This window comes from Pedobacter alluvionis, from assembly GCF_003664035.1.
In the GTDB taxonomy this organism is placed as follows: domain Bacteria; phylum Bacteroidota; class Bacteroidia; order Sphingobacteriales; family Sphingobacteriaceae; genus Pedobacter; species Pedobacter alluvionis.
In genome coordinates this window covers 1,397,788-1,415,354 of sequence record NZ_RCCK01000010.1, presented here as the reverse complement: position 1 = coordinate 1,415,354, position 17,567 = coordinate 1,397,788, and the positions used below count along the sequence as shown (strand labels likewise).

The following is a 17,567-nucleotide window of genomic DNA, read 5'->3' as shown; positions in this document are numbered from 1 at the left end:
TCTTTAAAATTTAGTGTTCGTTTGATAAATAGCGGTACATTTCGCTTCCTGCCAATAAAAATGCACCTACACCAAAATTCGATGTAGAATTTACATCAACCACCTGGCCCGGAATAGCTTTCTCCCCTATCGGTTGTACATAACCCAATTTACCATCAGGTTGTAATGCTGTTTTAGCCAGATATAACCATGCTTTTTGTGCTGCAGGTAAATAGTTTTTTTCTTTTAAATAACCATTATTTATCCCCCATAACAAACCATAAGTAAAAAAAGCTGTACCACTGGTTTCTGGACCTGGTGCATGTTGCGGATCAAGAATACTTCTGGTCCAGTACCCTTCTGCCTGCTGGCTTTTAACAATTGCTTTGGCCATATTGCGGTATTTGGTTAGGTATTCATTCCGGTGTGGATCTGTAAGTGGCAGATCTTTTAGCACTTTTGCCAAACCTGCAAACACCCAGCCATCGCCCCTTGCCCAAAAATCTTTTTTGCCATTGGCACTTTTATGTTTTGGATAAACATATTTGGCATCGCGGTAATAAAGCTTTTCCTTTTTATCGTACATGATGCTGTTGGCATACATAAAATATTCATAGAGTTTATCCAGGTATTTTTGATCGCCAGTTACTTTGTAAAGTTTGGTCATTACTGGCATTACCATATACAAGCCATCAGCCCACCACCAATAGTCGTTGTTAGGTGTACTCATTTCGTATTGCATTACCTCTTTTGCCCTGGCAATTTTATATTCTTCGGGTTTCAGGTGATATAGATCGATATAGGTTTGAAAGCAGATTTGCCAATCGCCAAACAGTACATGTTCATCTGTTTCGCCATACTTATATTTCCAATTGGATTTATCGGTAGATTTTGCGCCCATCCATTTGTTGTATCCGGCCCAATCTTCCGAATATTTTCGGTATGCTTCGTTTTTGGTAACCTTATAGGCCTCCGTGTTCCCGGTATGATAAGCTGCGTGATCCCAAAAGGCACGCACTTCGGGTTTATTGTTGCTTTGCCAATAAGTATTTGCCCGGTTAATCATTTCCAGCACTTCTTCTTTTGACAGGTGGTTCTGGGCATTTAGCGCTCCGCTGGTTAAGAAAAAGAGTAAGAAAAGCACTTTATATAATTTTAAATTCATTAGTGTATTGGTTTAATGCCGTTTACAGTTGGTTTTACAGGTTTAATGGTTCCATCAGGATTAAATTCCATCTTGTCAATACAAACTTCGCGGTTGAAGCCCGCAGCGTCTCCCATCGAAATTCCTTTTGGCCGGGTAAAACGGTGGTAAACCATATACCATTCGTCTCTGACATTTACTTTGATTACACTGTTGTGCCCTGTACCGTAAATACCCTGAGTTGCATCTTTTGCCAAAATCAGATTGTTTTCAGGGATGGTTATTTTCCCTGTAGGCGAGTCAGAAAAACCATATCTTACCCTGTAATTCTCGCTTCGGGTATCATCTTCCGACCATAAAAAGTAATATTTCCCATTTCTATAAAATACTTCCGTACCTTCTCTGAAATCACTATTTGGGGTAATAATTTTAATCGCACTGGTATCAACCGAAATCATATCATCATTTAATGGTGCAACGGCCATGTAGCCATTTCCCCAGTACAAATAACTTTTATTGGTTTTAGGATCGTTAAACACATCCGGATCAATCTCCTGACCACCTTTAATTCCATTTGGCTTGTCCGCAATTAAAGCCTTTCCACTATCCTTAAATAGCCCCGCCGGATCGTTAGCAACAGCAACACCAATCTTCTGCGCAGCTGTGAAATAATAGAAATATTTATACATTCCATTTACTTTCTTTTCGATAATAGTAGGTGCCCAGGCATTCCTTTTTGCCCATGAAACGTCTTTTTCAAGGTCTAATATTTTGCCTTCATCTTTCCAGTTAACCAGATCTGTTGATGAAAAAGTTTTAAAATAAGTACCGCTCCAATTGTTAAATCCATCACTGGTTGGATAGATATAATATTTAGCAGTTTTATTGGAATATAAAATCTCTGGATCGGCATAATAACCTTTTAGCACAGGGTTATTCGCTACGGCAACACTTACCTCGTAGGTTTTAGCTTGATGACCAGGAATGCTCACCTTAATTTTTACAGGTCCTTTAGAAAAATCCAGTTTTCCTTTTGGCAGGATGCTGATTTGGTTAAAGGTATTAAACTGCGGATCAAAAACCTTTAGATCTGTGCCATAATTTACAGGGAGATAAAGTTTTTGGTTCACACTATCCAGCACAATATTATTTGGGTTGATTGCCTTGTTTTTTACGGTCTGTAGAACAGACCCCACAGTATACCACTGTTTGAGTAACCGGCTTAACTCTTGCTGATTAATCGGCAAAATAGTTCCATGCCTTGGATGAAAATCCATTGTAACATCTTGATCTACCACACTAAAATTTGCCAAATCTTTACTTTTGGTAAACTGGTATCGGCCTTTCATGTATACATCATACATCAGGATATACTCATCGCCATGGTTCAGTTTAAAAACACCGGCTCCTTCTACCGCTTCTTTAGTTTGTTGAAGGTATTTATCCTGTAATACATAACCTTCTGTTAGTTTATCAGAAACTGCTTTTTTAATGCCATTGCCGTTACCTTCCGTTTTAAAGAACAGGTTGTATTTTCCTTTATCATAAATAATATCTCCATCAATACAAGAGCCATTGGTTGGACTAAAAAAGAGCTGCTTTGGAGTGCTTTCCAGGTCGGTAAAATCCGCATTGGCGTAAGCGTAATAAATTTTATCAGGATCATCGCCGTTCTTCATCGACCAATAAACCATATATTTTTTGGCAGTTTTATCATAGATGGTCTGCGGCGCCCAAACGCGTAGCAGGTTTTCGTTATTCGGAAAACGTTTTTGAATATTAACAACTGCTGATGTCCAATGGATCAGATCATTTGATTTCAACAATACCATGGCCCTGTTCGAGTTCCAGCCGTTAGCCGAAACCATATCAGTAGCCACCATGTAAAAGGTTTTGCCATCTTCACTGCGTAAAATATGTGGATCGCGAACGCCACCAGTGCTGCTGATCTTTTCTGAAGAAATGATTGCATTATTGTTATTTAATGCGCTGTAATGATAACCATCGGTACTCACTGCAAAACGAATGGCTTCTTCTGCTTTCGAATTTCCGGTGAAATAGGTAAATAAGTAAGCCACATTCTCTTTTGATCCGGCTTTTTGACCAGAAGTTTTTTTAGGTTGTGCGATTATTTTTCCTGATAAACATATCAGCAATAAAAGAATAGCATATTTTGTTGGTGAATATTTCATTTCTCGTGTAGTTATTTTATTTTTTTGGTTTCCAATCCAATACCTGGACCTTTGTTGGTGCCTGATCTGCCTTTCCTTCGCCATCTATTTGGGTAACATTTTGTAAAAATAGGCTCAATATACCTTTAGTTTTCCAAAGTTCAGTATCATACGTAGGTTCCCAATCGCCCATGCTTGTTTTGGTCAGATCTTTAATTATCCAGTTTTCTGATCCAAGATGATCATTTAAAGCAATAGATGCCTTGTTTCCGCGTTCGGCATCTCTAAACAATAAACCCGCGGCATAATGTTTTCCATTTGGCCAAACGATAATCTGTGGTCGCGAAATTGGAATCCGCTTGGTACCGGTACCACTCAAGCTAAACGTTGTTTTTCTAAAATTCAGGTTACTTACTTTCCAGCTGCTATCTGTTTTAAAGACAAGGTGATACTGAGGCCCGGTTTCATTCGCTCCGCGCCAGTAGCCCGCAATAAATACTTTACCTTTCGCATCGGCAAACATTGATGTTTGGTTAATCAACTCACTTTTCTGTGGAATTTTTACGGTATACTCTGCATTTGTGGCGGTAATGGGAAGCTGATATTTTTCGCCGGTAGATTTTAACCAGGTGATGCCTTCATCGGTTGATTTTGCATAACATAAATCATGGTTACTGGCTACATCAGGGCTTTCGCGCCAAACCCACGATAAATGAATGGTTCCAACCCGGTCTACTGCAACCTGCCAATAGGCATTACGCTGTCTTTCGCCATCAATCATCCCATCTTGTATCCGTGTCCACTTTTTGGTCTTTAAACTATAATGATTAATCATCAGGTTTCCGTTTCCAGAGCCCCCATCGCGGTAAAAAAACAAAAGATCGCCATTAGCCAGCTTATAAAACTCAGGATAACTGACTTTATTTTCCTTTGTGGAAAGCATAACTTCTTTATTGCCTAAAGTTAATGAACCCGCTGAAGCTGATTTGGCATAGTTTAGATTATTATTATGCTGGCCCCAGGCAACGTGAAGAAAACCATCCCCATCAACCATGATACTGATTGATTTATGCGCATCGGTAGCATCGCCTTTGTAAGGTGTAATAACCGACGTCCAGCGACTAGAGCTGATTTTGCGTTTGGCCAATACCACATTTTGTTCGTGATCATAATATGCAGCATACTGGCTATCTTTAAAGCTAATTAAAGCATTTTTACGAAAAATAACAGTATTTACTGAATTGTTTGCCCAACCGTTGCTGGCAATAGTACTCAGCTTTGTTTCTTGTGCAACACTTATCAGACTAACACTGACGAACACACAGATTAGAAATATATTTTTATTGAGGTATTGATACATTATACGTTTACACTGGTCGGTATTACATTTGGCAAAGCCTAAGTACCGAAATTTTTAAGCTTTATACAGGGGGTTAAATCATACTTTGCAGGGGGTGTTTTAAGCTAAATGCCTTTTAAAACGTAAAATAGCGTAACTTTTATGTTGTAGCATTAACATTATAGTATTTATGAAAACTTTTCCTGTGTTTCTTTATAAACTCTGATGGTGTTAATTTAAACAACTTTTGAAACTGCTCTCTAAAATATTTACTATCATTTATCCCAACTCTAAAGGCAGCTTCGTTAATATTTAAATTGGTGTTGATTAATAATTCGGCGGCTTTTCTTAACCTGATAAAACGGATAAAACCATTTATCGATTGACCTGAAGTAGCTTTGATCCTTTTATAGAGATTAGAATGACTCATTCCAAGATCAGATGCCAGTGTTTTTACATTAAAGCTGTCCTCCATCAAATTTTCTTCGATAATCGTAATACATTTTTGCAGGAAGCCCTTATCCTCCTGAGAGACTTTGTGGGCATCACTCTTCAAGGTTATTTCATTGTAGAAATAAGACTGAAGATTGGTCCTGTTTTTAATAATGCTATTAATCTTAGCTGTAAAAAGCTCTTTATCAAAAGGTTTACCTATAAAATCGTATGCACCAACTTCAATTCCTTTAAGTTTTACTTCCGGACCAGGGTCGCCGGTTAGCAGAATTACAGGAATATGGCTTAGGGCAGAATCGTCTTTAATCGCCTTACAGAGTTCGATACCGTTGAGGCCATCCATGTTTACATCAGATATCACGATATCAGGCAAATATTCTTTACAAAGTTTTAGTCCATCGGTACCGTTATCGGCCTTGTAAATTTTGAAGTTATCCTGAAAAATCTGCTTGATGTAATCTATAATTTCGAGGTTATCATCAACAACCAAAATAGAGTGTAAATCGGAGATGAGCAATTCGAGGTTGCCTACATTCTCGGTGTCATTATTTTCAGCTTCTTCCTCCTGTGCAATAAGCTCATTTACATAGGTTAATTCGTTTTGAAAAACACCACTCTGTTGCAAATTTGGTTCTCCAACCGGAATATCGATCAAAAATATCGTACCCATCCCCTTATTGGAGCGGAACGAAATTTTACCCTGATGCAATTCTACAAAGTTTTTGGCCAGGTAAAGACCAATACCGAAACCCATTTTCAGCGATTCGTTCGACATGACCTTATAAAATTTATCGAATAACTTTTCACCCACATGCGCTGGTATGCCCGGACCACTATCGCTCACTTCAATATGCACACGCATACCAAGGCTTTTAACACTAAATTTTACAAAACCGCCCTTTGGGGTAAATTTAAGCGCATTAGAGAGCAGATTAAAAAAAACAATTTCGAGTTTGTCTTTATCTGCATAAATATCCAGACCCTCTTCTTCGCACTCAAATATATACTCGATGTGATTCTGCTTTGCCAGATAATTAAAGCAGAGGAAAATCTCGTTTGTAAATTTGTAGAGGTTGATCCTTACAATTTTTAAGGTATCATTTTCACTTTCCGTTTTTCTAAATAGCAATAACTGATCTACCAGGCTTAATAAACGCCTCGAATTGCGGTAAACTACACTTAAATCGTTCTTTTCCTGCCCCGGGTCTTTTTTATGGATAATATCTTTAATCGGGTTGACGATCAGGGTTAGCGGCGTTCTCAGCTCGTGCGAAATATTGGTAAAGAAATTTAATTTTTTCTCATTCAGGTCCTTTTCACGCTCCATTTTAAAATTGGTAAGCTCCACTTCGTGTTTTAATCTTCTCTGGCGATTGCGATAGGTTTGAAAAAGATAAAATAAGGAAGATCCTATGATGAGGTAAATGGTATAGGCCCACCAGGTACGGTACCAGGGAGGTAAAATCCGAATGAACACGATCTTTTCGTTGTTGCTCCAGGCACCTTCCGTATCAGTACTTTTAATGTGCAGTTTATATTCGCCCTCACTTAATCTGGAATAATAAGCGGTACTCAATTTGTTTACATAATTCCAGTCTCTGTCCCAACCCTCCAGGTAATAAGCATACGAAATCTGGTCCTGAAAAGAGAATTCTATGGCTGCATAATCGATAGAAATCACCGCAGCATTATATGGAATTTCTATATGGGCTAAATTAACAATAGAGATATCCTTATAACCTGAATCCTGGTCGAGGGGAATATTATTGATTCTGAAATCTGTGAGCACCATTTTAGGTATCCTTCTGTTTTTCTTTATGCTATCGGGCGAAAACAGGTTGAAACCGCCAATTCCACCAAATAAAAAATCACCATTAGTAAGCTTTAGTGCTGCATTATAATTAAACTGATTGCTCTGTAAACCATCAGTAGCATAATAGTTTTTAAAGTTATGGTGTATAACATCAAATTTCGATAGGCCGTTGTAGGTACTGCACCATAAATTGCCTTGTTTATCCTGGAGGATATTGAGTACCGAATTACCCGGCAATCCATCACTCTGGATATATCGCTTTATTTTTTTGGTCTCGGGATCAAAAAGCAGTAAACCTCCACCTTCCGTACCAATCCATATTTGATGGTTTAAAGCCTCCTGAATAGCCCTAATGGCAAAGTTGATTTTTGTATAATGATGTCTTTTATTGACTGGATCTATTTCAATCAGATCGGTATAATTCCCAGCCCAAAGCCTGCCTTTCGAATCCTGGAACAAGCTGTGAATATCTTTTAATTTATGGTCGAAAAGTTCAAATTTATCAGCACTTTTATTGTAACGGTATAATGCACCACCTTTCGTGGTTCCTACCCAAATATTTTGTTGTTTGTCTTGATAAAGCTTCCAAATATTAATATCATCAATACCTTTAAAAGTATTATAACAGTTATAATGGATAAATTTTCCGGTTGTTTTATTAAACCGGTCTATCCCCCCGCTAAAACTGGCCACCCAAACATTGTGATCGGTATCATTTAAAATACTGGTAACAAAATTACTGGTTAAGGAATTCGGATCGCTGCTTTTAGCATAATTAGTAAACACATTTTGCTTCCGGTTCCAAACACTTAAACCACCGCCATCAGTTCCGATCCAGATGTTTTTGTGCTCATCTTCACTAAAGGAGAGCACAAAATTGTTAATTAAGGAATTTCTATTTAATGGATCATGTTTAATCGTGGTAAACTGCTCACTTTCCGGATCAATGATATTCACCCCGCCACGTAAGGTTGCTATCCACTTTCTGGATTCGCGGTCTTCGTAAACCTGTGCAACAGAATTACTGCTCAGTAAGCCTTTTTCTTTTCCTGCAGACAAGTAATTCGTTTTCTGATTTTTTGTATCATAAACGGTAATTCCTCCCCCGTCGGTCGAAATCCAGAGTTTTTGTTTCCGATCAAACAACAAGTTCATAATATTTTCATTACTTAAACGCTGGTGGAACCTGGTCAGGCTACCTCTGCCTTTATCAAACTGAAAAAGTCCGTGTTCTGTTCCAATCCAAAGCATTTGGTTAGCACCTTTGGTAATACAAGTTACCGAGCGTACGGCAGGAGTTACTAAACGAAGTGTGTTTTTATCATGATCATATCTGCAAAGCCCAACATCTTTTATAAAAAGCCAGAGGGTTTGATTTTCATCTGCATATAAAGCTTTTACCGTAAAATCGAAATTTTTGCCAAACGGGATCCGTTCTGCTGTGCCACTATTCTTTTTAAGCATGAACAGGCCTTTTTCTTCAGTAGCCACATAAACAACTGAAGCCTTACTTATTGCAATTGAATTAATAGCATCACTTACTTCACTTTTTATGCCCTTATCCAGATAAATCAATTGATGAAACTTGGAATCTGCATAATCATAATATGAAATTCCTTTTTGCGTACCTACCCAAACCCTGTTATTCTCATCTCCATTTAATACCGTAATATGGTTATTTACCAATGAATGTTCGTCTCCCCACCCATTTCTAAAAACCTTGAAATGATAACCATCGTAACGGTTTAATCCGTCGTAAGTACCCATCCACATAAAACCATAATGATCCAGATACAAGGAATTTACCACGTTGTTTGACAGACCACTTTCTACCCCAAGATATTTAAGTGGAACAGTTAAAGACTGGGCAAAACCAATACCTGCGCCCATCCATAAAAATAGCATGAAGCAGGCAGTTTTTTTTTGTATAAGAAACATAGAGAAAACAGTACTGAAGTATTATTTGGTATGGAACGAATATACGTATTTTCTCATACTCCATTAGCTGCTATGATTTAGGATTAAATAGCTAATAGCGCAATATTTTCACTACATTAACGCAGTATATTAACTTATTTAAATTAATCAGTATACTGACCAGAAATCATTTAACATCAGAATGCCCGAGATTTTTTGTGGGATTGACTTCATCACGAATAAGCTGTTTTAGTTGTTTAATTTCAGGAAAACTTTGCATCTGCTTTCTATCAAAAATTAGTTTCGCGCCAACATGAACCGTAAAAACGCCAGATGTTTCACTTGGAATTAAAGTTACACCCTTCACATCGTCTACAAAAGTGGTTAAAATTTCTTGTGCCATGTAAGCCGAACGTAACATCCAGCCACATTTAGGGCAATAAGTGATATTAACAAGTGGTTTTTCCATAGATTTTTTTTACAAGAATACGAAAACCGGGATGATCGTTAAATAACTTTTCAACTACTTTATTTGCGGATATTTTAAATTATCCTTAAGCAGTTTGGTAATTATACCCGTTTCTGAAGTATTATTTAACTTATCTTGTACATCGCGCGTGATATTGTTCATACTCTGTGCAGATAAAACCCAGTTCATGGGTACACTTTTTTCTTCAGCAGTTAATGGCTCATCAATAGCAAAACCTATGCTATCCTCATTTAAAAACTGTTTGATGCGAAACCTGCTAATCTTACTATTTCCAGATCTTGCATGAGTTAATGCATTTAATATTTCTACTAACTCATTGCCAAATCTGATATTGGGCGCCGTTTTATCTTCTTCGCTAAAAAGTAAGGTGATTACTATCGGGGTGATTTGATTAAAGTAAGTTGACTTACTTTTTAATAATTGAAGTATCTCTAACATGGAAGCACTGCCCGTATTCTCAACGTAACCTCCATCCAGATAATGTAAGCGAGCTTTACCATTTACCCCACCAACTTTTGCAGCCGGAGAAAACAAAGGAAAACGGGTACTAAAATTTATCGCTGTGCTGTAATTTAGATCATTTACCTTTTCTGCCAATAAATCCCGCTGATTTTTAAATGCTAAACTATCGGGAATAAGGTTACTCACCCAGCATTGTAACCCTGTTTCAACTTCTGTAGTGTTAATGATTAGTAAGGGTTGTGTTGGCTTTATTTTTCTTGTCGCAAAACTTCTGGAAAATACATTCTCCTGATTTTTATCGATTATGGATTGATAAGATTCTTCCCAAGATTTTTCGAGTGCAATCGAACGGTCGAGTAAGTCAATATGTATAGGCAAGAATAAGTTAAGAAAATCTCCAAAAAGCATTTTTCCTACTATGGGCGACAAAGTATCATGCAGAAAAAACCTTTTAGATAATTCAATTGATGTTTTAGAGGGGATCTGAATATTATTTTCGAAAGTTAAAGCATTGTATAATCCTAAACCCACAGCTCCACCTGATACTCCTGACATGGCGAATACCGATTTTTTAAAATCAATATTTTTTTCTTTTTCCAATTTCGCACTTAAACTAGATAAGAATAAACTGGTATATGCACCGGTTCGTAAAGCACCACCTTCGGCACAAATAAAAATAACAGGATATTTTTTTTGCTGGTTTCCTTTTCCCTTTTGCTTATCAATATTTCCTTTGTAGCCAGAAAACCACTTATCAAACTGATTCACAACAGTTTCACGTGCATTTGTTTTATGATCTTTCATGCGTACAGGATGATCCTGATTATAGAAAGAGCAGATTACCAGAATAATGACCAGCAGAAAACGGACAGAAATTTTCCATTTTCTTAGCAGAGATTTATCTAAATAAAGGAGTCCTGTATACATACCTGTGTAACATGCAAAAGCAAAACAGATTAAGGCTGGAGCTCCAATCCATGAGAATACAGGCCACCAACCAGGAATAAATGCTATTAACAGGAATAACAGAAATGAAACTCCAGCAAATAGTTTAATCTGGCGATGTAAGCCGTTATAAAATGATGCAGGAATCTGATAAGTCCACTTATAGAGTTCACCTCTTCCTTTTAACAGTTTCTCTCTGTCAATTAGGTTAAATTCGGCTGGTACAATGCGTGTTTCAATAAGTACTTTTGGATTTTGAGGAAAACCCTCTGTAAAATCTTTAGTTGATTTTGTAAAACAATCTGAAAAATCCTGCAACTCTTCCTTGTATTTTTTCTGAAAACTGGATGCCTTAGGTAGGGTATAAATAAAATCCTGATAGATGCCATATAATTTCCGAAGGTATTTCTGCTCCCGATCAGGTAAAGACCGTTCTCCCAGCTTCGTTTTCAGATAAACTCCGGCGCTTGCTTTACCCGATTTACGGAAGTATTGATTGGATAAAAAAGACATTAACCAATAAATCAGGATAAAGCAGATGCCAAAACATAAAAACCGTGGTACTTTCTCCATATAAGTGGCGCTGAGCATGCACCAAAACATGCTCACAAAAACAATAAATGATGGCCACAACAAAAAAGCTGCAGCAAGTAATTTTTGAACAGTTTTCCGCCAGGCCACCCGATCATCACTCAAATTTTTACCCGAATTATCAGAAATATAAATCGCATAGCGTACACTAATTTCCGATACCATGCTCCAGGCTGCAATACCCAATAGTAAAAAAAAGAGCGGCCCAAAATTAAAGGTAGATAAGTTTTCTACCACGAGTAAAAGAGTATCTCTACCCTGAGGTAGTAACAGAAAGATAAACCCAATTAAAAATGCAGGCAAAATAACAAAACCAATGGTAGCGGCTACCGAAATAAAATCGTGAACCAATGTCCTTACCGTTAAACGTTTAAAGCTGAAACGGATTTCAAATATTCCTTTTTCAAAAGCGGGAATAAAACTGCCGGCAAGGACTCTTAGAAAATTCTTCATGAGAACGATATTTGAGTTTGATAAAAAAGTAGCTAGAGATCATTAATGTGACGTAAATAAAAAATCATTTTGTTAGATATATATTGATGCCATCTTTCCTATGTATTTGCTTTTCTAATCAAAGTGCAGCTGTAGTTAAAACACCGGAATCAGATACAGTGATCCTCCAACGATTACCATTTGGAGATTTCAAAACAATTCCTCTAGTAGCATCTGTGATTTCAATACCCTCAGCCGTAATAGATTGGCCTGCAGTTAAATAACCAGTAATAGTGATATTGGCATTTTGTGGTACTGAAGGATTCACTTGAATTGCATCACCATCTACAGAATACGCCGCCAATCAGAATTACCCAAGCCTGTATTGTTTGGATTTGCAGGATCATAAATCACCAGCCCATTCCCTAAGGCATTAGGCTGATAGCGAAGTTGTACCTGAGGGCCATCTTTTGCTTCAAACGATAAACCAATGTAACCGTTGGCATCACTAATAGTATATAATACGGAAGGGCCATTTTTAAAAACCCCTGATGTGCGATAATAGACTGACCAGCAGTTAAATCACCTGTAATATTGATACTGGCATTTTGTGGTTCACTTGGCGACACTTGAATATAATCTCCGTTAGAAGGCTGTTGGATTTCCTGCGTAAAATAATCTCTTAATTTTTTGATCAGTTCCCTAAGTTTTACTCCCTGGCTTTTATTTAACGCTGGATTGTACGCATCTGATGCTTTAACAATTTCATCTATATAAGCATCTGTAATTGGTGGTATCTGTGCCATTAGTTTAATTTTTAAATAATATTATACAGTTAATTCTTTATCAGTTAGATTAACAAGACCTGAGGTATTTTGCACCTGTACTTTAAAACGGTAATAAAGTTTATCGCCATCTTCATCTACAGTTAATAACGGCTCAGGCAAAATATATTCCATTTCTGTAGACGAGGTCGGTGGCTCAACGCTATACACTTTTTCCCAATTACCGCGGTTATTTTGTTTATATACATAATAATTAGCATTGTGAGCTGTAGCCGGCCAGCTTAATTTATTTTCAGCAGCGTGATAAGTTAGCTCAGGTGCTTCAGGATTTAGATAATCGGGCAAGGTGATTGGTATTATATCTGTACCTAATGATAATACTTCTTCTTCCTGCTCTTTTTCATTGATAATGGTGCGGATACCGGCCAGGCGATAATAGACAGTATCACCTAGTGGGGCAACAGTTAAATCACTAAAATCGTCGTTAATTTCATAACCTTCCATATCCTCAGCTAGAATATTATGATCTACATGGTATTCCATACCTTGAAGCGTAACAGTCTTATCTTTATCTTTTGAGCGGTAAATCCTGATTTTCGAAATACGGTCTTCAGGAGAGATTGGTGCAATATTAAAAACAACTGAGGCACCGCTTTCTGCAGAGAAAGAATCGAGATTAATGGCAAACCTGGTAACCAAAGGCGGTGCTGAAGGTAAAGTTTGCAGAATGCTTACTGGTCCGGCAAAAGGACTTAGCAAGCTTGGTTCTAACTGATTGGTTACCTCTACCCCGGCAAAGAAATATAACTTTCGCGAAGCTCCGCTTAAAAAATAATCAGTAAAGCGGATATAGGTGGTATTAGGCTGCGATGGCTTATTATACTGCCTGATCATTGGGAAAGGATTAAAAGCCGTATCTGTGCCATCAAGTAAATTCCCATCCAAATCCCGGATCACAGGCAACGCATTTTCGGTCTGCAAGCCTTGTTTAATAAAAGCCAGGATCGGGGGCTGCTCGGTTAAGGGCAATAACGTTTCCTGTATGGCAGCAAAATATTTTAATTTCTTAAGTTCTAAACTATCATGTGTTTCATCAACAAGCCCCACCTTATCAGGTTTAGGAAAACCATAAGCATTTGGTATTGCAGGAAATATCTTAAATGAATCTGTGTTAGCTGGATTAAAAGTTAAATTAACCAGTTCTAAATACCTTTGACTATAAAACAGATCTTCTTCAAGATCTGCCAGTGCTTTCAAAATCTGAGTTATGGTAGCTGGTTTGTATAGCGCTTCCAATACATCCTCGTTGGTTGTTCTGTAGAACATAAAACCAAATGGAGTACGTTTTATACCATTTATCGTTGGTTCAATTTTAACGTCAAAAGTAAATGAAGCCTTACCTGTGGCATCGGGGCGTACTTTTAAACCAAATGTACCAGGTGCTTCAAACTGTGCGGGTTCTTCAATTTTATGGGCAAGTAATATGGCAGGTACTGAAACATCCGAAATACTGTTGTTGCTTTCGGCCCTGCTATCTATTGTTTGTAGCCCAAGCTGTGTACGTTTATCATTATCGCTTCCAAAAGGAAGTATATTTGTGGCGTTAAAGGTATGATTAGGTCCAGGTTCCGGAAAAAAGTATACCCTGTAACCCGGATGGAAATTTACCGAAACGGTTAAAGCGGTAGGATCCGAAACCCGGATAGGGTCTTCCTGGTAACCTGGATCGTAAACATATAGCTCTACCGGATGTGTTTCTTCTATCCTGATTACCTCCAACAGTTTTGGTTCAGGATCTGCATTTACAGTTGGTATCCTGATCAATCCTTTATACCATTCAACATGTGCCTGCCTTAACTGATCGGGAGAGTTTTTATTGGGATCGTTGACATCAAAAGGCAGGTTAATTTGTGGGTGGTCATTTAAATTTCCAGTACCATCAAATTTGATCTTATAATAACCCAATAAGCCATCAGGATACTCAGCGCCGAACAATGGTGTAACAGTTGCCTGATTATGGATACCACCTACCCAATAAATGGTTTCTTTACCTTCTGAATCAGTAATACGTTCTATACGCGGATTATTTGCATCGGCAAAACTTTTTAACTGAACGGACTCCGTAACCGGATCCCAGTTTGCGGGATTACTTAAGTTTTCGGCAACCGAAAATCTGCTTCCAATTTCGGGGAAAGTTGCAAATTTTTGGGTCGAATAAGAGCCAGCTTCGTTTTCATCATCTACTACCCCACTTTCACTAATACCCTCAATAATAATCTCTATCCCTGTACTTCCGTTTACGACATTCTCCACACGGTATTTACCATTGGGCGTAGTTAATAAGCTATTGCTGAACCTAAAAAAATCACCAGAAGCTACATTAGGTGTTATTAGTGTACCATCAATCTGTTTATAACTACCAACAATTAACCTGATCATTTTTTCATCAGATTCATGAATAATATCTTTTATCTGTCCGGTTATGATTAAGGGTAATTCAGGATTAAAATAAGCCTTAACATGGTCTGCTTTAATCAATGTATTAAGCTGTACAGCCGACTGATCAATTAATCTGGTGGCATCTAATATATCCAGCCAGTTAAAAGTGACACGCGTAAAGCCAATATCCTGACCTTCAAATACCTGTTTACGTCCGGCCAGCCAATTTTGCTCAGCAGTAGTGGTAAACAATAAAGGATCCTCTTTTTGAACATATTGCACAGTAACATCGCTTGGCGGTAATAATGTATTTACCGCTGCAAATTCAGTAGCATCAGTATGTACCTCATCACTCAGTGCAGAAACCCTGGAGAACCAGTTAATACCATAAATGGCATAAAAATGTTTACCAGGTTGTTTTTCGAAATGAGTAAACAAACTCAATACATCATCTCTTAATGGCTGAGTCTCTAATACACCCTGCGGATTGGCATTATCATAAGCATAATATTGATGTTCGCCAGGAAAACTACCGCTGGTAATTTCAGGTTTCACATAGGCTGACTGATTTTCTGCCCGATACTCCAAACCATAAAATACCGGCTTCGGATTTTCGAAAATATTCTGGTTTTCGATGGCATTCAGATTAGTAAAAAAATCATGACCAACCAGTTCGTCAGTAAAAGGCATCCTGCCTATGTTAACTACACGTGCATAATCGAAATTTGCATAACCATTACCATCAAGCATATCGTTCATACTGTCGTTATCGCCCAAAAACTGATAAGCCACTGGTCGCATTTTAGGTTTTTCGGGCAGCAGGTAATCTCTTTTTGTAACGGGTAAACTGGTATACACATAAGTTGAGGTGCCAGATGAGTTTAAACTACTTTTATTAGTATAACGTGCCTGATAAAAATAGTCTCCATCGTTATCTACTGTATCGATATGTCCCAGGCCTAACATCCTTGCGAAATGATAGTCCAATGCCTGCATATTCATGATATCCAGGTAACTGATCATAAAACCTTCATTCTGCTGTCCCTGATCTACATTAGAAACCATTTCCTCTGCTCTTGGGTTGGTATGGCTTAACTGAAGGTATTTGTTTAACACTTCTTTTACCGAGAGGCTGTCAGCTCTGGAAGTTAACCATTTATCCTGATAATTGGCCACCTTTACGGTAGTGCCATCATTAAAATGTGGCCAGAGGTGATCGATAGGATAGTTTTCATCCTCCAAACGATCGAAAACCACGGCATCATCTAAAGAAAGGCCAAAACCACCTCCTACTTCCATCCAGTCTGTTTCTTGGCGGGTAGTTAAAAAATCATGGTAGGTTGAGAAATAAAAGTTCTCAATGACAGCATTTGCTGATTTTTTAATCGATATTTTGGCAATATTATCTGCTTTTGCGAATTCAAATATGTCCCCAAGGGTATCCAGTAACATAGTTTTACGTACTTCAATAGTGTTATCGGGTTCATTAACAATCTGCGAAAGCATTTTCACCTTAAGTACTGCCTTTTCGTTGCTGGTATTATTAAAATGGAACCCTACTGAATAGCTGGTTTTACCTTCTATTTCTAAAGTGATGATTTCATTGTAGGAGGATAAAAACCGATAATAATCCAGCAATGGGTCAATTGTTCTGCCCAATTCGCTATAAGCATTGGCATTCTCAAAGGTCAGCTTTACGCGGTTGGTAATTTTATGTCCATTAAAATTATTGTTAACCGTGTATATCCACTGTCTGTCTTTAAAATTTATAACAGGACGGTTGAATTCAAAATCAATAGATATGGTCGGCGCATTTATATATTGCGTACGGAATACCTTGACATAATCATCCTTTCGGTTAAAGCCTGATAACTGGCTGTTCTGGGCATTATAGTAGTCTCCTTTGGGCAAATGGTTATCTCCCAATACACCGGTAAGGCTCCATCTTAAATGAATACCCTGGGCAATGCCGTTGGCACCGTCAGAGCCAGCTGCCTGAAGGTAAATACCACCCGTATTGTTCAAATAAGTATCATCCAGGCCACAAGGGTTCAAAGCCAATTGGGTCAATAAATCCTTTATCACTTTAAAGGCAGCCAATAATGCTTCCAATGCTTCGTTTAAAGCATAACGGTCTTCCTCGCTAAAGGTATCTTCACGATAATTGTTAATCTCATCAAGCATGTTTAAAATGCTCTTAAAAATGGTACTGTAACCTTTACCGCTGGTTTCCAGGTAGCCTACATAAAAATCATTAGACAGAAAATCTTCCCTATCAAAATCACCATAAAAGTAATCCCGATTGCTTGGTGGGTTGATCACCAGAGCACCTATGTTAAAATCTTTTTCAGAAAAATTCTTTTCGCTAAAATCACCCCCGATATAAACGGTACTATCAGGGTTGGTTACTACTTTTAATACTCTAACGGTTATTACATATAATTTTTTTAATACATCCTGCTCCAGCAGGCGCAGCAACCGCAGCAATTCTGTCTGGGTATTTAAGCTTCCACTCGCTTCTAAAGCTTGTATAGCAAAAAGACAATCTGTTATACGGGTATAGTCGGATGAATAAGCATTGAAGTTGTTCGCAGACGCCATTTTGAA

The 17,567-nt window shown here is 37.9% G+C and carries 9 protein-coding genes; all 9 read right to left on the bottom strand.

Translation table 11 applies throughout. The features are described 5' to 3' along the window. Window positions 1-10: 10 nt before the first annotated feature. The gene (locus BCL90_RS06205) at window positions 11-1,144 is read right to left on the bottom strand and encodes a glycoside hydrolase family 88/105 protein (protein WP_121283128.1); all 1,134 of its coding nucleotides are present in this window, start codon (window positions 1,142-1,144) and stop codon (window positions 11-13) included. Then, entirely contained in the window at window positions 1,144-3,315 is a 2,172-nt protein-coding gene (locus BCL90_RS06200) for a family 43 glycosylhydrolase (protein WP_121283461.1), read from the bottom strand. The genes BCL90_RS06205 and BCL90_RS06200 overlap by 1 nt, the downstream gene beginning before the upstream one ends. Window positions 3,316-3,331: 16 nt before the next feature. Beyond that, entirely contained in the window at window positions 3,332-4,615 is a 1,284-nt protein-coding gene (locus BCL90_RS06195) for a BNR repeat-containing protein (protein ID WP_244214188.1), read from the bottom strand. 178 nt (window positions 4,616-4,793) lie between these two features. Then, window positions 4,794-8,804 carry a hybrid sensor histidine kinase/response regulator transcription factor gene (locus tag BCL90_RS06190; RefSeq protein ID WP_166792185.1) on the bottom strand — a complete coding sequence of 1,337 codons (4,011 nt, stop codon included), beginning with the start codon at window positions 8,802-8,804 and terminating at the stop codon, window positions 4,794-4,796. Between the two features lie 199 nt (window positions 8,805-9,003). Further along, entirely contained in the window at window positions 9,004-9,285 is a 282-nt protein-coding gene (locus tag BCL90_RS06185) for a SelT/SelW/SelH family protein (RefSeq protein WP_121283125.1), read from the bottom strand. 54 nt (window positions 9,286-9,339) lie between these two features. Then, a complete protein-coding gene (locus BCL90_RS06180) occupies window positions 9,340-11,757 on the bottom strand; it encodes a patatin-like phospholipase family protein (RefSeq protein ID WP_121283124.1) in 2,418 nt (805 codons plus the stop codon). Window positions 11,758-11,875: 118 nt separating this feature from the next. Next, window positions 11,876-12,100, bottom strand: a complete 225-nt coding sequence (locus BCL90_RS06175; RefSeq protein WP_121283123.1) for a hypothetical protein — start codon at window positions 12,098-12,100, stop codon at window positions 11,876-11,878. Window positions 12,101-12,161: 61 nt separating this feature from the next. Beyond that, window positions 12,162-12,542 carry a hypothetical protein gene (locus BCL90_RS06170; protein ID WP_121283122.1) on the bottom strand — a complete coding sequence of 127 codons (381 nt, stop codon included), beginning with the start codon at window positions 12,540-12,542 and terminating at the stop codon, window positions 12,162-12,164. A 21-nt stretch (window positions 12,543-12,563) separates the two neighbouring features. Further along, a complete protein-coding gene (locus tag BCL90_RS06165) occupies window positions 12,564-17,561 on the bottom strand; it encodes a hypothetical protein (protein WP_121283121.1) in 4,998 nt (1,665 codons plus the stop codon). Between the last annotated feature and the right edge of the window lie 6 nt (window positions 17,562-17,567).